The sequence below is a fragment of the Streptomyces sp. NPDC050315 genome (assembly GCF_040655775.1).
Lineage (GTDB): Bacteria > Actinomycetota > Actinomycetes > Streptomycetales > Streptomycetaceae > Streptomyces.
In genome coordinates, this window is sequence record NZ_JBFAKN010000009.1 from 125790 (window position 1) to 150041 (window position 24252).

Annotated in this window: 14 protein-coding genes; 9 read left to right on the forward strand and 5 right to left on the reverse strand. The window is 74.2% G+C overall.

What is annotated here, in order from left to right:
• Positions 1-92 precede the first annotated feature (92 nt).
• The 7 genes from AB0I82_RS29725 to AB0I82_RS29755 all read left to right on the forward strand — a co-directional run bounded on the left by AB0I82_RS29725 (position 93) and on the right by AB0I82_RS29755 (position 12762).
• Positions 93-440 carry a hypothetical protein gene (locus tag AB0I82_RS29725; RefSeq protein WP_363260485.1) on the forward strand — a complete coding sequence of 116 codons (348 nt, stop codon included), beginning with the start codon at positions 93-95 and terminating at the stop codon, positions 438-440.
• Positions 437-823, forward strand: a complete 387-nt coding sequence (locus AB0I82_RS29730) for a GPW/gp25 family protein (RefSeq protein ID WP_363260486.1) — start codon at positions 437-439, stop codon at positions 821-823. Before AB0I82_RS29725 ends, AB0I82_RS29730 begins: the two co-directional genes overlap by 4 nt.
• Positions 820-4023, forward strand: coding sequence for a putative baseplate assembly protein (locus AB0I82_RS29735; RefSeq protein WP_363260487.1), 3204 nt, complete (start codon positions 820-822; stop codon positions 4021-4023). The genes AB0I82_RS29730 and AB0I82_RS29735 overlap by 4 nt, the downstream gene beginning before the upstream one ends.
• A complete protein-coding gene (locus AB0I82_RS29740; protein WP_363260488.1) occupies positions 4020-7796 on the forward strand; it encodes a putative baseplate assembly protein in 3777 nt (1258 codons plus the stop codon). The genes AB0I82_RS29735 and AB0I82_RS29740 overlap by 4 nt, the downstream gene beginning before the upstream one ends.
• On the forward strand, positions 7796-9979 hold the full coding sequence (locus tag AB0I82_RS29745; protein ID WP_363260489.1) for a hypothetical protein: 2184 nt from the start codon (positions 7796-7798) through the stop codon (positions 9977-9979). The genes AB0I82_RS29740 and AB0I82_RS29745 overlap by 1 nt, the downstream gene beginning before the upstream one ends.
• 79 nt (positions 9980-10058) lie before the next feature.
• Positions 10059-11681: a DUF6519 domain-containing protein gene (locus AB0I82_RS29750; RefSeq protein ID WP_363260490.1), complete on the forward strand. Its 1623-nt coding sequence runs from the start codon at positions 10059-10061 to the stop codon at positions 11679-11681.
• 139 nt (positions 11682-11820) lie between these two features.
• The gene (locus AB0I82_RS29755) at positions 11821-12762 is read left to right on the forward strand and encodes a peptidoglycan-binding protein (protein ID WP_363260491.1); all 942 of its coding nucleotides are present in this window, start codon (positions 11821-11823) and stop codon (positions 12760-12762) included.
• A 188-nt stretch (positions 12763-12950) separates the two neighbouring features.
• Here AB0I82_RS29755 and AB0I82_RS29760 read toward each other — a convergent pair whose 3' ends face one another.
• The 5 genes from AB0I82_RS29760 to AB0I82_RS29780 all read right to left on the reverse strand — a co-directional run bounded on the left by AB0I82_RS29760 (position 12951) and on the right by AB0I82_RS29780 (position 20638).
• A complete protein-coding gene (locus AB0I82_RS29760) occupies positions 12951-14366 on the reverse strand; it encodes a hypothetical protein (protein ID WP_363260492.1) in 1416 nt (471 codons plus the stop codon).
• A 120-nt stretch (positions 14367-14486) separates the two neighbouring features.
• Positions 14487-15452, reverse strand: coding sequence for a hypothetical protein (locus AB0I82_RS29765; RefSeq protein WP_363260493.1), 966 nt, complete (start codon positions 15450-15452; stop codon positions 14487-14489).
• A gap of 280 nt (positions 15453-15732) precedes the next feature.
• Positions 15733-16887 carry a VWA domain-containing protein gene (locus AB0I82_RS29770; protein WP_363260710.1) on the reverse strand — a complete coding sequence of 385 codons (1155 nt, stop codon included), beginning with the start codon at positions 16885-16887 and terminating at the stop codon, positions 15733-15735.
• A gap of 86 nt (positions 16888-16973) precedes the next feature.
• Entirely contained in the window at positions 16974-19496 is a 2523-nt protein-coding gene (locus AB0I82_RS29775; RefSeq protein WP_363260494.1) for a DUF5682 family protein, read from the reverse strand.
• Positions 19493-20638 carry an AAA family ATPase gene (locus AB0I82_RS29780; RefSeq protein WP_363260711.1) on the reverse strand — a complete coding sequence of 382 codons (1146 nt, stop codon included), beginning with the start codon at positions 20636-20638 and terminating at the stop codon, positions 19493-19495. The genes AB0I82_RS29775 and AB0I82_RS29780 overlap by 4 nt, the downstream gene beginning before the upstream one ends.
• A gap of 174 nt (positions 20639-20812) precedes the next feature.
• Between AB0I82_RS29780 and AB0I82_RS29785 the strand changes: the two genes are divergently transcribed.
• Positions 20813-22330, forward strand: a complete 1518-nt coding sequence (locus tag AB0I82_RS29785) for an SWIM zinc finger family protein (RefSeq protein ID WP_363260712.1) — start codon at positions 20813-20815, stop codon at positions 22328-22330.
• 110 nt (positions 22331-22440) lie between these two features.
• Positions 22441-24210 carry a DUF5691 domain-containing protein gene (locus tag AB0I82_RS29790; protein ID WP_363260495.1) on the forward strand — a complete coding sequence of 590 codons (1770 nt, stop codon included), beginning with the start codon at positions 22441-22443 and terminating at the stop codon, positions 24208-24210.
• Positions 24211-24252: the final 42 nt, after the last annotated feature.

Consider the following 24252-nt stretch of genomic DNA (forward strand, 5'->3'; position numbering starts at 1 on the left):
GCGATGACCCAAAAAGCCACGGCCCAAGAAGCGACCACCCGAGAAGCCATGAACCAGGAAGCGACAGCGAAGACGGGGGAACGAGAGACGTGGTGACCGGGAATCTCCTCCACGGCGGTGCCGTGATCAGCTGTCCGCACGGCGGCCGCGCGGTGTCCACCGCGGCCGTCGGCACGGGCGTACGGATCGACGGCGCGCCCGTGGCCACCGCCGCGGACCTCTTCACGGTCAGCGGCTGTCCGCACACCGTGGACCGGGTGCCGAGCCCGTGTACCAGCGTGCGCTGGACGCCGGCCGACGGCAAAGACGAGGTACGGATCGACGGGGTGCCAGTACTCATGGACACCTCGGCCGCGATGTGTTTCAGCGCCGGGCTGGTGCCGCAGGGCCCGCCGGTCGTGGCGTCCGTCCACCAGGGCCAGGGGGTGTCCAGCCGATGAGGGCTGTGAAGAAAGTACGGAGTGAGATCGCCTTTCCGTTCCGGACGGACCGGCGGGGGCGGACCGCGCACGCGGACCACGATGACCATGTACGGGATCTGATCGAGCAGTTGCTGTTCACCAGCCCGGGTGAGCGGGTCATGCGGCCGGACTTCGGGTGCGGGCTACTGGATCTGGTCTTCACGCCGAACAGTCCGGAGCTGGCGTCGGCCGTGGAGCTGTCCGTGCAGGCGTCGCTGCAGCGGTGGCTCGGCGATCTGATCGAGGTCGAGTCGCTGGACGTGGTGAACGAGGAGAACGTCGTACGGGTGTATCTGCGCTATGTGGTGCGCTCCACCGCGAGCAGGCGCGACGAAGTGTTCGAGGGGCGGGGCGAGATATGAGTGAGCAGCTCATCAGCGGTGGCATCAGCGGGGAGCTGGTGTGCCGTACCGATCAGCGGCGCGGGCGGATCAGAGCCGCGCGGCTGAACGGCATCGATGGGGTGGAAGTCGCCGACGACGGGGTGACGTTGACCGTCACCTTCCTCGGGAAGGCGCCGCACGGGCTGTGCCCGGAGAACGTCCGGATCGACGGCGGGCGGCGGATCACCGGCCTGGAGGCACTGGAGGTGTCGGTCGAGCGGGAGGAGGATCCCGAGCTCGACGACCGGCTGCACGTGGTGCTGGACCGGACCGGGGACACGTCCCGGTACCGGCTGTCGATCGTGGACACCGACCCGTACGGGCGGCCGGGGACGGAACCGTACGAGGGTTTCGACCAGCGGTACTTCGCCGCCGACTTCCGCTTCCGGACCGACTGCCCGAGCCCCTTCGACTGCGTGGACGAGGACGACGGGGACTGCCCCGACACCTTCGAGTCCGCCCCCGTCATCGACTACACCGCGCGCGACTACGAGACGCTGCGCCAGCTGGTCCTGGACCGGCTGCGGCTGACCACGCCCGACTGGGTCGAGCGGAACCCCGCCGACCTGGGGATGACGCTGGTCGAGATGCTGGCGTACACCGCCGACCAGATCAGTTATCAGCAGGATGCGGTCGCGACCGAGGCCTATCTGGACACCGCGCGAAAGCGGGTGTCCGTACGGCGGCACGTACGGCTGATCGACTACCCGATGCACGACGGGTGCAGCGCGCGGGCCTTCGTGTCCGTGGAGGTGGCCACCGATCTCGTACTGCTCCCGGGCACGTTCCGTTTCGCGGCGGTGGACTTCCGTACGTACGGGCCGCGCGACCGGCCGGCGATCGGGACCGTCATCGACGACCGGGACCTGGCCGTACTGGACGAGCGCGGGTCCGTGGAGGTCTTCGAGCCGGTCGGTGACGCGCCGCTGCGGCTGCGTGCGGAGCACAACGCCATCCGGTTGTGGACCTGGGGCGACGAGGTCTGCGCGCTGCCGAAGGGCGCGACCTCGGCGACGCTTCGGGACGAGTGGACCGACGAGTCCTGCGAAACGCGAGCCCTGAAGCTCTCCCCCGGTGACCTGCTGCTCTTCGAGGAGGTCAAGGGTCCGCGTACGGGTACGCCCGGCGACCAGGACCCGAGTCACCGGCAGACCGTCCGGCTGACCTCCGTCACCCCCGCCGTCGACCAGCTCGACGGGCAGCCGGTGCTGGAGATCACCTGGGCGCAGGAGGACGCGCTGACGTTCCCGCTGTGCCTGTCCACGCGGGGCGGTACGGACTGCGCGCCGGTGGCCGACGTGAGCGTGGCGCGCGGCAATGTCGTACTCGTCGATCACGGGCGGTCGCTGACGTTCGGGGAGTGCCCGGAGGGCGTGCCGGAGACGGTGACCGTGCCGCCCGTACCGGCCGTGACCGGTTCCTGCGAGCCGCCCGTCTTTGGGTGCGCGGACCACAGGGGCGACGGGAACGCCACGGCGCGGACCATCGAGCACCTGATGGACAAGACGAAGCGCCACCAGGCGCTGACCGCCGAGGACATCCGTGAGCTGTTCGAGGTGGTCGGCGAGGAGGCGACCGTACGGGCCGGGCTCGCTCTGGAGCTGGCCGGGCAGCGGCGCGAGAAGGTGGTGCCGGGGACGGTGTACGCGCAGGCCGAGGCGTTGCGGACGCTGCTCGCGCAGTCCGTGTACCCGGGCATCGAGGCGCGCTTCCGGCCCGTGCTGCACCGCTCCCCCGTCGCCCAGACCGTGCCGTTCCCGCGGCCCGAGCTGGTGGCCGCGGGGCAGGCGGAGCGGCTGGCCGGTATCCGGGAGCGGGTGCGGGCGCGGGTGGTGGAACTGTGGCGCAGCGCCCGGGACCGCGACGGTCTCGCGGAGGGAGAGATCGCCGAGCTGACGGTGATCTTCGGCCTCAAGACGCTGGAACACCTCGAACTGCACCGGCACCCCGTACGGGCGCTGCGCGAGCTGCTGCACCGCGCCGATCGGCTGCTGGCGGCCAAGCTGCGCCGCCTGGACGTGCTGAGCGCGCGGGCGCGGGCCGGCGCGGTGCTGGACGCGCGGATCGCCTGGGAGATCGCGCACAGCTGGGGCCCGGCGTACGCGGCGGGGCTGCACCCGGACGAGCCGGTGCTGCACGGCCCGGCGGCGAGCCTGGCGCCCGACCCCCGGGCCGCGCTTCCCGCCGTACGGATCGAGGGCGGCGAGCACATCTGGGAGCCGCGCCGCGACCTGCTGGACAGCGGGCCGCGCGACCGGCACTTCGTGGGCGAGCTGGAGGACGACGGGCGGATCGCGCTGCGCTTCGGGGACGGCCGGTACGGCGCGCGCCCGGAGCCCGGCAGCCGGCTCACGCTGCACTACCGGCTGGGCGGCGGCACGGCGGGCAATGTCGGCGCCGAGGCGATCAACCATCTGGTGCTGAGTCGGGATGCGGCGGAGTCGGACGGGGGTGACCCGATGCCGGTGGCGGGGGTGCGGAATCCGCTGCCCGCGATCGGCGGGGCCGCGCCCGAGTCCGTCGAGCAGGTACGGCAGCTCGCGCCGCTCGACCTCAAGCGCACCCGCCGGCGGGCCGTCACCGCCGCCGACTACGCGGAGCTGGCGTCCGCGCTGCCCGGTGTGCAGCGGGCCGCGGCCGAGATCCGCTGGACCGGCAGCGTGCAGGAAGCGCACATCGCGATCGACGCGGCGCGCACCGGCGAGCCCACGCCGCAGCTGCTGGACTCCGTCGCGTACGCGCTGGAGAGCTACCGGCGGATCGGGCACGACCTGGTGGTCGAGCCCGCCCGGACCGTGCCGCTGGACATCGAGATCGAGGTGTGCGCGGCGCCGGGTCATCAACACGGCCGGATCCTGGCCGAGTTGACCCGGGTGCTCGGCAACCGGCGGCTATCCGGCGGGCGGCTGGGCTTCTTCCATCCGGACGCGCTGACGTTCGGCGAACCGGTACGGCTGAGCCGTCTCACCGCGGTCGCCGCTGCCGTACCGGGCGTGGAGAGCGTACGGGTGACCCGCCTGCAACGGCAGTTCCACGAAGACCACCTCGACAACAGAGCGCTGGAGGACGGTGTGCTGCGGCTCGGCCCGCTGGAGATCGCCGTGTGCGACAACGACCCGGAGCGGCCGGAGAACGGCCGCCTGGTCATCGAGCTCGGAGAGTCCGGAGGTGCGCGATGAGCGCCACGTGCGGCTGCGGCTGCGGGGGCGGCAGCGACGAGCGGCGCGCCCCGGACGCCCTGTACAACCCGCCGGCCCGGACGGCCCTGGACTACCGCGTCGGTACGTACGGCACGTTCCTGGCCGGGATGCTGGACCGGCTCGCCTCGCCCGCCTACCCGGCGCTGCGCGGCCTGACCGTCCGCACCACCGACGACCCGGCGATCGGGCTGCTGGACGCCTGGGCCGTGCTCGGTGACGTACTGACCTTCCACAGCGAGCGGATCGCGGACGAGGGGTATCTGCGCACCGCCAATGAGCACCGGTCGCTCGCGCTGCTCGGGCGGCTGGTCGGGCACCGGCCGCGGCCCGGCGTCGCGGCCGACACCCACCTCGCGTACACCCTGGACAAGGACCCGCGCGCCGAGGACCTGCCGGTCGTCATCCCGCGCGGGGCGCGCAGCCACAGCGTGCCGGCGGCCACCGGCGAGGAGTCGCAGACCTTCGAGACGAGCGAGGACCTCACCGCGCGCTGGGCGTGGAACGAGCTGAAGGTCCGCAGGCGGCGGCCGGCGCTGCTGGTCCCCGAGGACCTGAAGAAGCGCTCGGAGCTGTACGTCTCGGGCACCTCCACCTCCCTGCAGACCGGTGACCAGCTGCTCTTCGACTTCGGCGGCAAGGAGCAGCAGCTGCTGCCGGTCGCCAAGGTGCGCATCGACCGGGAGGAGGACATCACCGCGATCGGGCTGCAGCAGTCCGCGCCGCCCACGCTCAAGGAGCTGGTCGACGAGCTGAAGCAGTGGATCACCGAGCCGGAGGACGGCGGCGACCCTGACGATCCGGACGAGCCCGGGCCGCCCACCGCGGAGACCCCGAACCCGCGCCCCATCAGCAAGATCATCGAAACCTTCGACACGCAGGTGCTGGCGCCGCTGCGCAAGGACCTGGAGGGCGATGCGGCCAAGACGCCCGCGGCCTTCGCGGCGCGGCTGGCGGGTCCGCACGACCGGCTGGCCGAGGCGCAGGTACTGGCCGCGCCGTACGAGGACGTCGCGGCCTGGTTCGAGCAGCTCGAGGCGGTGATCGGGGAACTGCGGGAGCGGGCCGGGGACTTGGAGCCGGCGCGGACCGTGCCGCCGTCGGAGCCGAAACCCAAAAACAGCGGGCCCACGCCCGCCCTGCGTGCCCTCGACGCCGTACTGCCCGCTCTCCGTACGAGCGTCGTGCGGCCCCCGTCCGGCGCGCGGGCCGTCTCGCGCGACCCCGGGCGCCTCTTCGCGCCCGGCTCGGACCTCACCGCGCGGCTGCTGTCCGCGCTGGACCCGCGGCTGTCCGACCGGATGTACACGGCGTGGCGGCAGGCCGCGCCCGCGACGCCCGCCGCGCTCCGCGCGCTGCTGGCGATGCGGGTGACGGCCGCGCCCTTCGGGGCCACCGCGCCGCTCAAGCCCGTGCAGGACAAGGCGGGCCGGGTGATCCGTACCGCCGACTGGCCCCTCACCGGCGGCGTGCTGACCAGCGTGCGGATCGTCTTCGACACGGCGGGCAAGGTGCCGGTGAAGGCGGAGTTCCAGCACGTCGAGACCGGCAGCTCGGTGCAGTACTCCGAGAACCTGCCGTCCGAGAACTCCTTCGACCTGGGCCCCGGCCGGGTCCAGGTGTCCACCCGTACCGGGCAGGACCGCGACCTGAGCTGGCTGGGCCGCCGGCCGACCGAGTCCCAGGAGCCCGGCGTCACCGTCCGGCTGCTGGCCGGGCTGCCCGAGCGCTCCCTGTTCGTGGCCCGCCCGGACGAGGACGGGAAGATCGAGGTCGCGGTCAACAACGGCGAGACCAAGACCTGGGACCTCGCGCCGGGCGACAAGCACCAGGTCCGGCACGGCGAGTACGAGGTGACCGTGCGGCGCACGCCGGGCAGCGAGCCGCCCGCCGTGGAGATCGGCATCGCCACCGTGCCCGAGCCCGCCAACCGCTACGTCCTGCCGCTGGAGTCGGTGCAGGACGGCATCACGGTCGGCAGCTGGGTCGCGGTCCAGCGGCCCCGCAAGGGCGCCGACGGACCGGACGGCATCCCCGGCGACAAGAAGCTGGCGTTCGTCACCACCCGTGTGACGGCCGTCCGCACCGCCGCGTACACCAACTTCGGGATCACCGGGCGCGGCACGGAGCTGACCCTCGCCGACCCGTGGCTGGACGAGCACGACGTCGTGCTGTCGGCGATCCGGGACACGACCGTGCACGCGGGCGGCGAGCCGCTGCGCAGCGCGGACGAGCCGCTGGGCGAGGACGTGCACGGCAACGAGCTGGAGCTGGCCGACCTGTACGAGGGGCTGCGCCCCGGCCGGTACATCGTCGTCTCCGGCGAGCGCACCGACATCCCCGGCTCGGCCGGGGTGCGCGGCACGGAGCTGGCGGTGATCGCCGCGGTCGACCAGCGGCTGGACGAGAACCTGCCGGGCGACCACGTCCACACGGTCCTCACGCTCACCGCCGACCTCGCCTACCGGTACCGCCGCGACACCGTCCGCATCCAGGGCAACGTCGTACCGGCCACCCACGGCGAGAGCCGGGACGAGCCGCTGGGCAGCGGGAACGCGGAGCAGGCGAACCAGGCGTTCGCGCTGTGGCAGTCCCCGCTGACCTGGCTGCCCGACGACAATCCGCTGGGCGCGGTGCCCGAGCTGGAGATCCGGGTCGACGGGCTGCTGTGGCACCGGGTCGACAGCCTGGCCGGGCGCGGGCCGCGCGAGCGGGTGTACGTACTGGGCGCGGCCGGGGACGGCCGGACGACGGTGACCTTCGGCGACGGCGTGCACGGCGCGCGGCTGCCCACGGGCCACGAGAACGTCCGGGCCCGCTACCGCTTCGGCACCGGCCGCGCGGCGAATGTGAAGGCCGGTCGCATCACTCAGGCGATCACCCGCCCGCTGGGCGTCACCGGCGTCACCAACCCGCAGCCCGCCACGGGCGGCGCGGACGCCGACGGTCCAGGGCTCACCCGCCGCACGGTCCCGCTCGCGGTCTCAGCCCTGGACCGGCTGGTCTCGCTCCCCGACTACGAGGACTTCGCGCGCTCCCGGGCCGGTATCGGCCGGGCCGCGGCGGCCGAACTGTACGACGGGCGGCGGCAGGTGCTGCACCTGACGGTGGCCGGGGTGGACGACAACCCGGTCGCGGCCGACGCCGAGGTACTGCAGGCGCTGCGGTCCTCGCTGGCGGAGTACGGAGACGCGGCGCTGCCGGTGCGCGTCGACGTACGGGAGCTGGTCCTGCTTCTGCTCGTCGCCAAGGTCAAGGTCGCGCCGGACCATTCCTGGGCTGCGGTCGAACCCCGGGTGCGCGCCGCCCTGCTGCGCAAACTCGGCTACGAGGGGCGCGAACTGGGGCAGCCCGCGCGGCTGTCGGAGGTGCTGGCCACCGCCCAGTCCGTGCCCGGCGTGGACTACGTGGACGTGGACGCCTTCACCGGCGTACCGGCTTTCGCCTCGCCCACCGACCTGGCCGGGCTCGGCGAGCGGCTGGCGGCCCCGCAGACCACGGTCCCGGCCCGCCGGGCCACGTACGACGAGCAGACCTACCGGGTCACCGACGAGAAGGGCGAATCGCTCTCCTCGGTCGCGGCCCGCAACGGCATCCCGCTCGCCGAACTGCTGCGCCTGAACCCGGACATCACCGACACCCGGGCGCTGCCCAAGGGCCGTTCGGTGTGCGTCTTCCGCGGCATCCGGCCCGCTCAGCTCGCGCTGTTCTCGCCGCAGGTCGCCGACACCATGATTCTGACGGAGGTCAAGTGATGTCCAGGGAGCCGGACGGGCTCGCGGAGCTGCTCCCGCAGTGGCACCGGCTGAGGGATGCCGAGAACGGCGAGCCGCTGCGCGCCCTGCTCGCCGTCATCGCCGAGCAGGTCGACCTCGTACGCGACGGGGTCGAGCAGCAGTACGACGACTGGTTCGTGGAGACGGCGGCGGAATGGGTGCTGCCGTACCTCGGTGACCTGGTGGGCTACAAGCCGCTGCCCGGCTACGAGCGAGTGCTGGCCACCGGCCTGAAGGACGGCGGCCTGCCGGACTCCTCGCGGCGGCGACTGGCCGAGGCGCTCGCGCCGCGCCGCGACGTGGCGGCCACGGTCGCCAACCGCCGCCGCAAGGGCACCCTCGCACTCCTGGAGGAGCTGTCCGCCGAGGTGGCGAACTGGCCCGCGCGGGCCGTGGAGTTCTCCCGGCTGATCTCCCACGACCAGCCGGTGAAGCTGTACGGCTCGGGGACCGCGGCCGTCAACGGGCGGCGGGCCGCGCGCGGCCGGTCGGTGGACGTGCGGGACTCCGCCGCGCTGGACCTGGCGGGCGGCCCGTTCGGCGCGACGGCCCGCTCGGCGGACGTCCGCCGGGCCGACTCGCGGCGCCGCCAGGGCGGCCCGACCCCGGCCGGGGTGGGCCTGTACGTATGGCGCCTGAAGCCGTACTCGGTGACCCGCGCGCCCGCGTACTGCATCGACCGAGCCCGCAACCTGTACACGTTCTCCATCCTCGGCAACGACACCCCGCTCGTCACCAAGCCCGAGCCGGAGCCGTCCGCCACCCACATCGCCACCATCGACAACGTCCCGGCGTACGTCCGCCGCCGTCAGCTGCACGACCGGCTCGCGGACTACTACGGGCCCGGCAAGTCCTTCACGATCTGGCGGGACGGGCAGCGCGAGCCGGTCGACCCGTCCGACATCGTGGTGGCCGACCTCAGCGACTGGCGCTACCGCCCCAAGCGCGGGCAGGTCGCGGTCGACCCGGAGCTGGGCCGCATCGCCTTCGGCTCGCGCTCGGCGCCCCGCCAGGGCGTGTGGGTGACGTACCACTACGCCTTCGGGGACGACCTGGGCGGCGGCGAGTACCTCCGCGAGCGGGCGACGCCGCCGGACGCGGCCGTGTATCGAGTCGGCCCCGGCCAGACGTACCAGCGGATCATGGACGCGTACGGGCAGTGGCAGAACGACCGGCGGGCCGGGCGCTGCGGCCCCGACGGCATCATCGAGATCACCCACAGCGGGGCCTACCAGGAACAGCTGGACTTCGACCTGGACCCGGGCGACCGCCTGGAGGTGCGCGCGGCGGAGGGCACGCGGCCGGTGATCCGGCTGCTGGACTGGTACAGCAACCGGCCCGACGCGCTGAACATCCGGGCGCGGGACGAGGAGTGCGCGGCGGGCGACCGGCCTCGCATGGTGCTGGACGGGCTGCTGATCACCGGCCGCGGGATCAACGTCCAGGGCCCCGTGGGCGCGCTCGCGCTGCGGCACTGCACGCTCGTCCCCGGCTGGTCGCTGGAGCCGGAGTGCGATCCGCACTCCCCCGAGGAGCCCAGCCTCGTACTGGACCGGACGAGCGCCTGCGTGGAGATCGACCGGACAATCCTCGGCACGATCGAGGTCATCGGGGACGAGGTGTCCACCGACCCGCTGCCGATCCACATCCGGGACAGCATCCTGGACGCGACGGGCCATGACCGCGAGGCGCTGTCGGCGCCCGACTGCCGCCACGCGCACGCGGTCCTGCACGCCCACCGCACCACCGTGATCGGCGAAGTGCACGTCCACGCCGTGCAGATCGCCGAGAACTCCCTCTTCACCGGGCGGCTGCACGTCGCCCGGCGGCAGCTCGGCTGCATCCGGTACTCCTACGTGACACCGGGCTCCCGGACGCCGCGCCGGTACCGCTGCCTGCCGGACCTGGTCGGCGCCGAACAGGCCGGTGCCGTACGGCCGGTGCTGCGCAGCGAGCGGTACGGCACGCCCGCGTACGGGCAGCTGACCGCGCCGCGCGCGGACGGCCCGGCGGGCGAGGGATGCCGGCGCGCCGCCGAGGACGGGGCCGAACTGGGCGCCTTCCACGACCTGTACCAGCCGCAGCGCGAGGACAGCCTGCGGGCGCGGCTCGCGGAGTACACACCGGCCGGAACGGATGCGGGGATCTTCTTCGTGACCTGATGCCACTCCTGGGCGTCAAGCCGCCGCGCCCGCACCCGACTTACCGCCACGAGCTTCTTCACGAGGGGGAACCCTTCCCATGCACGCAGATCTCTCCCGCATCACCTTCCGGCCGCAGGCCCACTACTCCGCCGTCCTCGCCCAGCAGGGCCGCGTCCAGCTGGACGCGGACGCCAACGAACAGACCGCGATCCAGCTCTACCAGGCGCGGGTGACCGCCACGGACCTGATAGGGCAGCACGGCGGCCCGGCCGGTGACGCCGGGTTCAAGATCGATATGACCGGCGGCAGCCGCGAGCTGGACGACCTGTCGATCAGCCCCGGCCGGTACTACGTCGACGGCATCCTGGTCGAGGCGTACCGGCCGCAGCCGGGCGTCCCGGTGCCGGACACCGCGGAGGCCGACACCGACGACGACGCCAAGGACGGCGAGGGTGCGGCCGCCGAGCCGCCGGCCACCTGGACGTACTGGGACCAGCCCGACGCGTACCGCGACGCCGAGCGCCCCGAGGACCGGCTGCCCACCCGGTTCCCGTACCTCGCCTACCTGAAGGTGTGGGAGCGCTCGGTCACCGCGGCCGAGGACCCGGCGCTGCGCGAGGTCGCGCTCGGCGCTGCGCTGCCGGACACCGCGGCCCGGCTCAAGGTCGTCTGGCAGGTGCTGCCGCTGCCGGGCAGTGAACTGGACATCGAGGGCGACGAGACGAAGAAGGCCCCGGTCCGCGAGGCGTTCCGCAAGTGGGTAGCCGAGCAGCGCAAGGCCACCGCGCGGCTCGCCGTGCGCAGCGAGCGCCCCGACCACGCCGACGACGACCCGTGCCTGGTCAAGCCGGACGCCCGGTACCGCGGCCCGGAGAACCAGCTGTACCGGATCGAGATCCACGACGGCGGCGCGGCCAAGGACGCCACCTTCAAGTGGTCCCGCGAGAACGGCTCGGTGACCTTCCCGGTCGACGGCCTGGACGGCACCTGGGTCGAGCTGGCCACGCTGGGCAACGACGACAAGCTGGACCTGGACGTCGGCGACTACGTCGAGTTCATGGACTCCGCGGTCGCCTCGCGGCTGGACGCCCATCCGCTGCTGCGGGTCGAGGAGCTGGACCTGCCGGGCCGTCGGGTACGCCTCTCCGACGAGCCCGCGCAGGGCGTCGGGCGGCGGCCCGAGCGCAGCCCGTACCTGCGTCGCTGGGACCACCGCGAGGGCGGCCGGGCGCAGGAGCGGCAGACGAAGAAGGGCGCGGCCGGGCAGCTGAAGCACGGCGCGGTGCGCATCGAGGAAGGCGCCTGGCTGCCGCTGGAGGACGGCGTCGAGGTGTACTTCGCGGCCGGCAGCACCTACCGCAGCGGCGACTACTGGGTGGTACCGGCCCGCACGGCCACCGGCAGCGTCGAGTGGCCGACGGACGCCGCGCGCCGCCCGCTCCTCCAGGGCCCGCTCGGGCCGCAGGTGCACTACGCGCCGCTGGGCTGGGTGATGGGCGAGAAGACCGTGTCCGACCTGCGATTCGCCTTCAAGCCGCTGGCCGGGGAGATCGCCGCGGCCAGCGACGAGGAGCTGGCGGCCGAGGAGGAGGCGCGCGCCGCCGACGCCGCGGCGGACGCCGAGAACGAGCCCGCCGACGTGGCCTCCGCCGGCCCTGCGCACGGTGCGGCACTGCGCTCGCAGACGACGGCGGAGGCGGAGTCGCTGACGGAGGAGTAACACCGGCGGGTGGCGCCACGGGGAACGCGCCACCGCGTACGTACAAGGCGGCGCGCGGGTGATTCCGCGCGCGGGTGACGTCGCGCGCCGCCGACCGGGGGACCGGCCCGCCCGGGCGGGCCGAGGAAGGAGCACAACGATGGCCGAGCCGCTGAGCGCGTCGCGCCTGGTGGAGGTCCTGCGCAAGGAGGGCCTGACCGTCCACGAGGTCCGCAACTGGCGCCGCCACAACAGAAACAGCAAGGGCCCGTGGGGCCCGCTGAACGGCGTGATGATCCACCACACCGTCACCAAGGGCACCGAAAGCTCCGTCAACCTCTGCTACGAGGGCCGGTCCGGGCTGCCGGGGCCGCTGTGCCATGGCGTCATCGACAAGAAGGGCGAGGTCTGGCTGGTCGGCAACGGCCGCGCCAACCACGCCGGGCTCGGCGACTCCGACGTCCTGCGCGCGGTGGTCAACGAGTCGAAGCTGCCGCGCGACAACGCGGCCAACAGCGACGGCAACCGGCACTTCTACGGCTTCGAGTGCATCAACCTCGGCGACGGCGACGACCCCTGGCCCGAGGAGCAGAAGGCCGCGATCGAGAAGGTGTCGGCGGCGATCTGCCGGGCGCACGGCTGGACCGAGAAGTCCGTCATCGGCCACAAGGAGTGGCAGCCGGGCAAGACGGACCCGCGCGGCTTCACGATGGACGGGATGCGGGACCGCATCAAGAAGCGGCTCGCGGGCAAGCCGAGCGGGAGCGGCGGCGGTAACGGCGGCGGTGGTGGCGGCCAGGGCGAGAAGCCGGCGCCCGAGAAGCCCGCACCGGAGCGGCCGCGGCCCGGCACCCGGTACGAGCGCTTCCCCGGCGGCGGCTTCTTCCAGGCGGGCGCGCACAGCCCGGTCATCACGGCGATGGGCAAGCGGCTGGTCGCGGAGGGCTGCTCGCACTACGAGGACGGTCCGGGGCCGTACTGGACGGAGGCCGACCGCAAGTCCTACGCGGCGTGGCAGCGCAAGCTCGGCTTCGGCGGCAAGGACGCGGACGGGATACCGGGGAAGGTGAGCTGGGAGCGGCTGAAGGTGCCGAAGTCGTAGTTCCCGTACTGGCTTTGGCTCCGACTCGCTCCGGCAGCGAAAAAGCCGCTGGACGGCCCCCTCCCCAAAGAGGGCCGTCCAGCGGCTCGTACTGCTTATAGGTGCTTCCGGTTACCGGGGGCCGTGCGGGCGGCGTCCCCACAACGCCGGCCGGTGGGCACCCGGGTACCGGACCCGGGTTCCGGGATTCAGCCCGCCAGGACCGGCAGCGCCGAGAAGGCGGGGATGTTGGCGGGGTTGGTCAGGTCGGCCTGCGCGACGTCGACGGGGATGATGCGCTGCACACCGGCGGCGGCGTTGCCCGCGGTCTCCTGGCCGTGGGCGGCCACGGTGGTGGCCAGGCCCTGCGAGAACGGCACGGCGTCGGTCGCGACACCCTGCGCGAACGGCTGCGCGTCGGCGGCCACACCCTGCGCGAACGGCACCGCGTCAGCGGCCGCGCCCTGGGCGAAGGGGATCGCGGTGGTGGCGGTGCCCTGGGCGAAGGGGATCGCGGTGGTGGCGGTGCCCTGGGCGAAGCCCTGCGCGTCGGCGACGGTGCCCTGCGCGAACGGCACGGCGTCGGCGGCCGCGCCCTCGGCGAACAGCTGGGTGTCGGCGACGGTGCCCTGCGCGAACGGGGTGGCCTGGTCGGCCGCGTCACCGGCGAGCAGGCCCACGCCGCCCACCGCGTTCTGGGCGACCGGCACGACCTTGCCGACGGCGCGCTGCGCGACGGGCGGCAGCACGTCGGCGGCGGTCTGGTCGACGACCGGGCGGGCGGTGGCCAGGGCGCCCTGGGCCGGGTTGGTCAGCGTGCCGGGACGCAGGTCGGTACCGGCGAGCGAGGTGACACGGTCAGCGGCAGCGGAGGCGTCGGGCAGGCCCGGGGTGTTGGGGAGCTCCGCGGGCAGCTCGGCGTTGGGGAGCTGGACCGGCAGGCCGGTGGGCAGCTCGGCGTTCGGGGCCTCGACCGGCAGGCCGGTGGGCAGCTGGGCGATGGGGGCGTCGACCGGCAGGTTGGCGGGGAGCTCGGCGTTCGGGGCGTCGACCGGCAGCTGAGCGGGCAGGCCGGCGGGCAGCTCGGCGTTCGGGACCTCGACCGGCAGGCTGCGGAGGTCGAGGGCGGGCACGCCCTGGACGGGCACGTTCGGGAAGGCCGGCAGGCGAACGTTGCCGACCTGCTGGACCTGCTTGGCGGCGCCCTTGACGGTCTTGCCCGCCTTGCCCGCGGCCTTGGTGGCCTTGCGCGCGTCCTTCGCGGTCTTGGTGACCTTCTTCAGGTCGGCCTTCTTCTGCACGTCGTTCAGCGTGCCGGTCGCGTCACCGATACGGCCGGTGGGCAGGCCGTCCGTGGTGGGCAGGCCGCCGCCGAGCACGCCGGTCACCTTGTCGGCCGCGCCGCCCACGGTGTTCTCGACGGTGCCGGTCGCCTGGCCCGCGGTCTCCTCGACCGTGCCGGTCAGCTCGCCGGCCGGCAGCGTCTGCTGGACGGTACCGGTGACGGCACCGGTGTCAGGGGCGTCGACGGGCAGCTCGGCGGCGTTGGCGCCCGCGGTGCCCAGGGCGAACAGACCGGTGGCGGCAGCGGCGACGAAGATGGAACGACGGATGTTGTTGCGCATGGTGGCGATGAGCCCTTCGAATTCCAGGAAGATGTGACGGGCAGACCTGTCCCGCCCCCGCGCGGCAGGTCTAGGGGGTGCTGACGGCCGTCGGATCGGAGATCCGGCGGGAGGTCTGCCCTAGCCCGGGAATTCGAGGATGTCGGTGCTGCGCTCGCGCGTCGGCGCGCCGCTCGCCGCCCGTACGCCACCGGGCACCAGCCCGAAGCGCGGGTCCGTGCCCGGCAGTACGGCGTGCTGGTCCCCGCCTCGGGGGCCGTTGCCGTCGCCGGTGAGGTGCGGGGCCGGTGCGACCGGGCCCTGCGGAAGCTGGCCGGGCAGTCCGCCCTGGCCGGGCACGTCGCCGGCACCGTCGGCCGCGACCTGCGCCGCCGTCCGGTCCGGACCACCGGTGGCACCCACCGGAGCCGCCGACAGGTCGCCGCCGGTACGGTCCGCACCGCACCGGTCCGCTACGACCGCATGCCCGCGGCCGCCGTCCCGGACGTCACCGTGCTGCGACCGCTCGCCGTCCCGGCCCTGCCCCGCGCTGACGCCGGAGAGGTCGATCGGGAGGCCGGTCGCGTGCTGTACGTCCTGCACGACCTGGTCCACCGGAGCGGTGACCGGGTCGGTGACGGGCGCCAAATGGTCCGCGAGCGGGCGGACGGCGTCGCCCAGCCGCTCCCCGGTCGCCTGCGCGCCGTCGGACAGCCGAGCACCGGCCCGCTGCGCGGCCCCGGCCTCACGCTCCGCGGCCTCACGCTCCAACGCCGCACCGGAACCGTCGACCGACGGCGAACCGCCATCGGTCGTCGCGGTGTTGGCGCCGGAGTCGGAGGTGGCCGAGTCAGAGGTGGCTGCGTCGGAGGCGGCCGAGTCGCCGGTCGAGGTGCCGGTCGTGGTGCCGGGCATACCGGATGTGGAGCTCGCCGTGGCGGACTCGAATCCGGTGTCCGTGGCGGAACCGGCGTCCGCCGCGTGTGCCGTACCGCCGCCGAAGACAACGGCGAGGACGACGAAGCCGATCAGGAAGAGCCCGCTCAGCAGCGCACGCCGCACGACCGCGGTGCGCGGCAGGCGCACGGCGGCAGGCAGAGCGAACACAGCAGGCAAGGGAGGACCTTCCCGTACGGACGGCGACCGGGCGCGAGGTACTCAGGGCACCCCGCATCACACAGCACGTCTCGGGTGATCGAGCGATGCGCAGATCCTTGCACGAGCAGCCATGTGCCGCGCAAGTCGATCGTGCGACCTGTCACTGTTACTCCGTCATGTCCGGTATCGACAGGTGGCGGAGAGCTGACGGAAGGCCGACGGGATCCTGACGGAAGGCTGTACGACCTGCGAACACGCCGCCGTGAACGGCTCGTCGGACGTGTAAGCATCAGCCCGTCGGGTCCGGTATCGGCAGCGGCCGCTTCTCCAGCGCGGCCGCCATCACCTCCGGGAACAGATCCGGCGTACAGGCGAACGCCGGTGCCCCCAGGGCCCCGAGGGCCGCCGCGTGCTCCCGGTCGTACGCGGGCGCCCCCTCGTCCGACAGCGCCAGCAGCGTCACGAACTGCACGCCCGACGCCTTCATCGCCGCCACTCGCTTCAGCATCTCGTCGCGTATCCCGCCCTCGTACAGGTCGCTGATGAGCACGACGACCGTCTCGGCGGGCCGGGTGATGCGCGACTGGCAGTACGCCAGCGCCCGGTTGATGTCCGTACCACCGCCCAGCTGCGTACCGAAGAGCACATCCACCGGGTCGTCGATCTGATCGGTGAGGTCGACGACCGAGGTGTCGAAGACGACCAGGCGGGTGGCGAGGGCGCGCATGGACGCGAGCACGGCCCCGAACACCGAGGCGTACACGACGGACGCCGCCATCGACCCGGACTGGTCGATGCAGAGGACGACCTCCTTCTTGACGGACTGTGCCGCCCGCCCGTAACCGATCAGCCGTTCCGGCACGACCGTGCCGTACTCGGGGAGGTAGTTCTTGAGATTCGCGCGGATCGTGCGGTCCCAGTCGATGTCGCGGTGCCGGGGGCGGCTGATCCGCGCCGAGCGGTCCAGCGCGCCGGTCAACGTGGCCCGCGTCCGGCTGGCCAACCGCTTCTCGAGGTCCTCGACGACCTTGCGCACGACCGCCCGCGCGGTCTCCTTCGTCGTCTCGGGCATGGCCTTGTGCAGCGAGAGCAGCGTGCCGACCAGGTGTACGTCGGCCTCCACGGCTTCGAGCATCTCCGGCTCCAGCAGCAGCGCGGACAGGCCCAGCCGGTCTATCGCGTCCCGCTGCATCACCTGGACGACGGGGGTGGGGAAGTACCGGCGGATGTCCCCGAGCCACCTGGCCACGACGGGCGCGGAGCCGCCGAGCCCCCCGGATCGTTGCCGTGCCCGGTCCGCGCCCTCCTTCCGGCCGACACGTCCGCCGGGCCCCTCGCCGTACAGCGCCCCGAGCGCGCCGTCCATCGCGGCGTCCCGTCCGCGCAGTTCACACCCGGTCCCGTCACCGTCTCCCCCGCCCAGCACCAACCGCCAGCGCCGCATGCGCTCTTCGGCCTGAGCACCGTTCTCCGCCTCCGTCGTCGTCACCGGTTCCTTCGTCACCGGTTCCGTCGCTACCGGCTCTGCAGTCATCGCATCTCCCCCGTAGATGTGTCCGTAGCTGTGCCCGTAGAGGTGTCCGTAGCTGTGCCCGTGCCTGTGGTGCCCAACAGGGCCCGCAGGGTCGGCAGTACGGCCGCCGCGCGGTCACGGTCCAGGCCCGGGCCGAAGCCGGGGGCCGCGGCCTCCTCGCCACCGACCGCCGTACCGCCACCGGCCACCCCGCCGGCCGCCCCGGCAGCCACCGGCCCGCGCCGTATCAGCTCGCCGAGCGTGCGCCGCACCCCCGGCTCGTACTGCGAGAACGTCCGGCGCAGCAGCGGCAGTACGTCCGTGAACGCCTCCCCCGGCACCCGCGTCAGCCAGCCGTCCACCAGCGCCAGCAGCCGCTCGTCGTGGACCAGCAGCATTCCCCCGGCCCCGCCCCCGACGAACCCCTCGATCCAGGCCGCGGCGTCGGCAGGCGGCACGCCCGGCGAAAGCGCCAGCCCCATGAGCCGAGCGGCCCCGCCGTCCTCCAGCCGGCCGTCGTCGACGAGGATGCGCGCCGCGCGCCCCCGTATCAGCCCCGGTATCGCCTCCCGCTCCGCCAGCACGCGCAGCACTTCGGTCCACCGGCCGAGGAGCCCCCCGCGGAGTCCCCCGTCCCCCGCCGCCTGGGACAGCAGTCCCACGGCCTGCCGCGTCGCATCGAGATGCGTCCGCATCTCCGCCGCGCCCTCCGCATCCAAGGAGGCGCAGGCCGGTGGCAGGCCCACGAAGACCCGCTCGGCCAGGCCGACCGCGACCTCGCGCAGCGCCGCCGCGTCCGTGCCGCGCACATCGCCGTACCGTACGGACCGCACCAGTGCGGGCAGCGCCTGAGCGAGGTGCCCGACATCGGCGTCGAGCGCCGCCCGGTCGGCCAGCACCCGCATCACCACCGGCAACGCCTCCGGCAGCTCGGCCAGCAGACAACGCTCGGCCAGCGCCGTGACCTCGGCGAGCGCGCTCGCGTCCGCCGCGTCCGACGCCGCCCGCGCCGTGGCCGCGGCGAGCACCGTCGTCCCCCAGATGCCCGCCTCCGCGACCCGTACCGACAGCTCCGGCTCCCAGCGCAGCCGCCATGTCTCCCGGAACGTCCCCGTGCTCGTACGCGAGTGGGCGGGCGCGCCCCACGGGATGTCCAGCAGCCGCAGCCGGTGCAGCAGTCGGCTGCGCGCGGCGTCGGTCTCCTTGCGCAGATCCAGCTCCAGCTCGCGCTCCTTCGCCTCCGGCTTGAGGCGCAGGGTGCGCTGAAGCCGTGCGATGTCGCGCTGGAGCGGCACGGCGGGCGCGGCCCGCGGCACCTCGCCGAGCACGTCGCCGACCACCAGCCGGTCGTGGATCAGCGAGGCGGGCACGTCGGAACCGTCGCTCAGTACGGCGCGCACCGCGTCCTCGGTCTCGGTGAGACCGGCGAGCGGGCGCCCGCGCATCGCGGCGAGCGACTCGGCGAGCCGCACCGCCTCGATGACGTGCGCGGTGGAGACGGCGTAGTCCTCCTGCCGGAGCAGCCCCGCGACCTTGGTCAGCCAGCGCTCTATGGGGCGGTCGGGGCTGCTGAAGAGGTGGCCGTACCAGCCCGGTGAGGCGATCCCCGCCCCGTAACCACTCTTCCGGGCCAGCCTGCGGTGTGTCCACGGGACCCAGGTGACCGACACCTTCGCCTTCGGCAGGCCCTTGAGGAGGGCGCGGTCGGCGGTGACGGTCGTCCGCTGGGCGAGCGCCGGCACGTGCCACGCCCCGCAGACGACCGCGATGTCGTCCCCGAACTCCCGCCGCGCCTCGCGCAACCGCAACCGCATGTGCGCTTCGCGCACGGCATCCCGGGAAGCCCCGCCCGCCTGGGCCTCCCGGCCCGCCTGGCCCTCCTGGTCCGGCTCCTGGCCCTGCTCCCGGAGTGCGCCCATCGCCTCGGCCAGCGCTTCGAAGGGCGCGAGCGCGTCACCGGCCGCGGCCGTACCGCGGTGTTCGACCACGTCCTCCCACCAGCGCTCCGCGTCGTCGTACCCGGCGGCTTCGGCCAGTACGCCAATGGGATCGACCCGCGCGTCACCGGCCGCCGGTCCGGGCTCCGACTCCGGCGCGGGCTGCGGCTCCGGGGCCCGGCCCGGGCCCGGGATCGGCTGCGACTCCGGGGCCGGGACCGACTCCGGGCCCGCGGGCGAAGGCTCCCCCGCCCCCGCGAGGGAATGCGCCGCCGGAAGGTCGATGAAGCGCACCGGGACGCCGCGCCGCAGTGCCCACTGGAGGGCCACCCACTCCGGGGAGAACTCCGCCAGCGGCCAGAACGCCGCACGTCCCGGGTCGTCGGTCACATGCGCGAGCAGCGCGACCGGCGGCCGCATCTCCTCGTCCGCGGCCAGCGCCACCAGCGCGTCCGCCTCCGGCGGCCCCTCGATGAGCAGCGCCTTCGGCTCGTACTGCGCCAGCGCCGCGCCGACCGCACGGGCCGACCCGGGCCCGTGATGCCGCACCCCGAGCAACCAGGGACCAGCCGCCCGACGCTCCCCCGTTTCGCGCTCCGTCATGCGCTCACCTCCCGGCAGGCGCGGTAGAAGTCCTTCCAGCCGTCGCGCTCGCGGACCACCGACTCCAGATACTCCTGCCAGACGACGCGGTCGGCCGCCGGGTCCCGGACCACCGCGCCCAGGATGCCCGCCGCCACGTCCCCCGGCCGCAGCACGCCGTCTCCGAAGTGGGTCGCCAGCGCCAGCCCGTTCGTCACCACGGAGATCGCCTCCGCCGTGGACAGCGTCCCGGAGGGCGACTTGAGCTTCGTACGCCCGTCCGTCGTCAGGCCGTCCCGCAGCTCGCGGAAGACCGTCACGACCCGGCGGATCTCGTCCATGCCGTCCGGCGCCGGCGGCAGGTCCAGCGAGCGGCCGATCTGCTCGACGCGGCGCGTGACGATGTCGACCTCCTCGTCCGGCGTGGCGGGCAGCGGCAGCACGACCGTGTTGAAGCGGCGGCGCAGCGCGCTGGAGAGCTCATTGACCCCGCGGTCGCGGTCGTTGGCGGTGGCGATGAGGTTGAAGCCGCGGACCGCCTGCACCTCCTGGCCCAACTCCGGTATGGGCAGCGTCTTCTCCGACAGCACGGTGATGAGCGTGTCCTGCACGTCCGCCGGGATGCGCGTCAGCTCCTCGACCCGCGCGGTCATGCCCTCCGCCATCGCGCGCATGACGGGGCTGGGCACCAGCGCGTCCCGGCTGGGGCCGTGCGCGAGCAGCCGCGCGTAGTTCCAGCCGTACCGGATCGCCTCCTCCGGCGTCCCGGCCGTGCCCTGGACCAGGAGCGTGGAGTCGCCGCTGACCGCCGCGGCGAGATGCTCCGACACCCAGGTCTTGGCCGTGCCGGGCACGCCGAGGAGCAGCAGCGCGCGGTCGGTCGCGAGGGTGGTGACCGCGACCTCGACGATGCGGCGCGGGCCGACGTACTTGGGCGTGATGACCGTGCCGTCGGCGAGCGTGCCGCCGAGCAGGTATGTCGCCACCGCCCACGGCGAGAGGCGCCAGCGCTCGGGCCTCGGCCGGTCGTCCGCGGCCGCCAGCGCGGCCAGTTCATTTGCGAATGCATCTTCTGCGTGCGGCCGCAGCGCCACCGCCGCACCGTCCTGCCGCCCGGCTTCCGCCGCCGTCCCCCGGCCGCTCCCCGTGCCGTTCTCCGTCATCGCGTAAGACATGACTCCCCCTGGTCCCAGACCGTGCGACCCACATCCCGCAACCCGCGGGCCGCTTGCGGATTCCAGACTGCACCATGCCACTGACAATCGGCCTCGCCGTGACAAATCTGCTGGTCAGAGCGATTGTCAGTGGCTGGGTCTAGCGTTTTCGACATGCTGGGAATGGACGGGGAGAAAACCCCGAACCCCCGAGCGCAGGGGGAACGCTGGACGACCGAGCAGGTACTGGCGGTGGCGCCCGACGCGGCGTCGCGCAAGGCCGGCGGCAAGCTCGCGACGCCCGGCCCGTGGTCGGAGACGGGCGCGGGCGACGGAGCGGTATGGGGAGTGTGCAAAGGGAGCGGGAGCGCCTCGTACCGCGCGATGGTGGACACGACGGGGCCTGCCTTCAAGTGCAGCTGCCCGAGCCGGAAGTTCCCGTGCAAGCACGCGCTGGGACTGCTGTTGCTGTGGGCGGGCGAGGCCGGATCCGAGGGGGACGACGAGGGTGACGGGGGTGTGGTGGTGACGGGCGGCGAGCCGCCGCAGTGGGTCGCCGAGTGGCTGTCCGGGCGGCGCGAGCACCGCGAGGACCGGCCGGGCAAGGGGGACAAGGACGGCGGCAAGGGCGACAAGGGCAGTAAGGGGCTCGCCGACCCGGAGGCCGCGCGCCGGCGGGCGGAGCGCCGGGCGCAGCGGGTCGGCGCGGGGGCCGAGGAGCTGGAGCGGCGCCTCGCCGACCTGCTGCGGTCCGGGCTGGCCGCGGCGGACCGCGCGGGGTACGCCGGCTGGGACGAGACGGCGGCCCGCATGGTGGACGCCCAGGCGCCCGGACTGGCCGCGCGTGTGCGGGAGTTGGGGTCCATTCCGGGATCCGGCGCGGACTGGCCGTCCCGGCTGCTGGAGGAGTGCGCGCTGCTGCACCTTCTCGACGAGGGGTTCCTTGGTATCGAGCGGCTTCCGGAGCCGCTGGCGGCCACGGTCCGCTCCCGAGTGGGCCTGCCGCCGGACACGAACGGCGCTGGGGGTGGCGCCGAGGACAACACTGGGGACCGCAACGCGGACCTCACTGGGAACGGCTCCGGGGAGAGTTCCGCGGAGCGCACGGTGCGGGACCGCTGGCTGGTCCTGGCGCAGCAGGACCGCGAGGAAGGCCCACAGGGCAAGCTGACGACGCGGCGCATATGGATGCGGGGCGAGCGGACGGGCCGGATGGCGCTGCACCTCTCCTTCGCGGGCCCCGGGCGGGCGCACGATCTCGCCCTGCCGCCGGGGCTCGTCCTGGACGCCGACCTGACGTACTACCCGGGCGCCCGCCCGCTGCGCGTCACCGTGGGCGAGCGGTACGCACCGGCCGTTCCCGGGGGCATACCGGCCGGGTGCGGCGCGGACGCCGCGCTCGCCGCGTACGGCGACGCGCTGCGCGACGACCCGTGGCTGGATGCCTGGCCGGTCGTACTGGCCGACGTCGTACCGATACCGGGCCGGCCGCCCACGCCGGGGCGGCCGGGCACGGGGTGGCAACTGGCCGACGCCGACGGCGAGTCGGCGCTGCCCGTGGACCCGCGCTGCGAGGGCAGTACGGGCCTGTGGCAGCTGACCGCGATATCCGGCGGCGGCCCGCTCACCGTGTTCGGCGAGTGCGGCCACCGGGGCTTCGTCCCACTGACGACGTGGGATCCGGAACCGGTGGCGCTGTGAGTACCGGAGCCGGGGTGGCGCTGTGAGTACCGGAGTCGGAGGCGCCGTGAGACGGCACCGAGGGCCCTGTGAGAACTGATCCGAACGGCCGACGAGAGGGGAGGAAAGCCGTGAGTGGGAGCGTGGCTTCCTGGGGGGAGCTGGTGAGCGCCGCGCTGCTCGGGACGGAGCGGCGGGCCGCGCCAGTGGCGGTGCGTGCGGGGCGGGAGCCCGCCGCCGCGCTGCTGGACGCGGCCGCGGTGAGCACCGTACGGCGGCGGGCGGGCCTGCGACCCGCGCCGGCCGCGGAGCGGCCGGCCGTCGCCCCGCCGGACCCGCGTCCCGAGCTGCCGGACGCGGCGCGGCGGCGGCTCGCCCTGCTGCTGGCCGACCGGGGCGGCCACGGCAGCCGGCGCGGCGCGGCCCCCGACCTGACGGAGCTGCTGCCGCAGTGGCTCGCGACGGCCGGGGAGCGGGGGTACCGCGCGCCCGCCGCGCTGCTGCCGGCCCTGCTGGACGCGGCCCGGGCCCGTACGGACCTGCGGCCGGCCGCGCTGGCGCTGGCCGGGCCACGGGCGCTGTGGCTGGCGCGGCTGAACGACGACTGGAAGTTCGCGCTGCGCGGGATCGGCGGCGCGGCGGCGCTGCCGGCGCGAGGGGACCGGGCGGCGAGCCAACGCCTCTGGGAGGAGGGCCTGTTCGCGGAGCGGGTCGCGCTGCTGTCGGCGACCCGCCGCCTCGATCCGGCGGCGGGCCTGGCGCTGCTCGCGGGCACGTGGTCCGCCGAACGGGCCGAGGACCGGCTGATGTTCCTGGACTCGCTCCGCGAAGGGCTGTCGCCGGCCGACGAGCCGTTCCTGGAAAAGGCGCTGTCCGACCGCAGCCGGAATGTCCGGGCGACGGCGGCTGAACTGCTGTCCGCCCTGCCGGAGTCCGCCCTGGCGTCCCGCATGGCCGAGCGCGCCACGGCCTGCCTCCGGCTCGACGGCCCGGTCGCGGATCCGGTCCTCGTCGTGACGCCGCCGCGGGCGTGCGATGCGGGGATGGAGCGGGACGGGGTGGTGGCCAAGGCACCGGCCGGCCGGGGCGAACGGGCTTGGTGGTTGAGCCAGTTGCTCGAGGCGGCGCCGCTCGGGGTGTGGACGGAGCTACTGGGGCACCGCACCCCGGAGGAGATCGTCGCGCTGCCGGTGGCGGACGGGGGCCGCACGGAAGTGCACGACGCCTGGTGCCGGGCGGCGGTGCGCCAGCGGAACGCCGCCTGGGCCCGGGCGCTCCTGGGCGCCCCGTCCGCGGCAGCTGCCCAGCCGACTGCCGTGCCCGAGATCGGCGCTCCGGGCAGCGGCAGTTCGGGCAGCGGCAGTTCGGGCATCGGGAGCCCGGGCGACGCTGCTTCCGGGGAGGCCGGGTCGTCGCGGGACGCGGCGAAGCTGCTGGGGGTTCTGCCGGAGGGGGAACGCGCGGCGTGGGTGGCGGAGTTCGTCGCGTCGCACGGGCTGTCGGACGCGTTCCGGCTGCTGGGAGTGTGCGCCGTACCGTGGTCCGAGCCGCTCGGCCGGGCGGTGGTCGACGCGCTGGACATCGCGCGGGACGCGGGCAGCTATCCGTGGAGCTTCAGCGGGGTGATGGGGCTGGCCGAACGGTGCCTGGACCCGGCCGCGGCGGACCGGCTCGACATGCTCACGGCACAGGGCGGCGAGCCGGAGGACGGCTCGCCCGGCGCGGACGGCTACTGGTCCGAAGCCTTCCAGCGCCTGGTCGGCACCCTCCGCCTCCGCGCCACGATGCACGCCGAACTGACCGAGGGGGACGCCACGCACGCGGAGGGGAACGCTCCGCACGCCGAGGGGGACAGCTCGCGCGCCGGGGCGGGCTCCGGGGACGCCGGAGCGCGGCCGTGAGCCCCCGGGCCGCCCCCTGGACGGGGGCTCGGGCGGGCACCC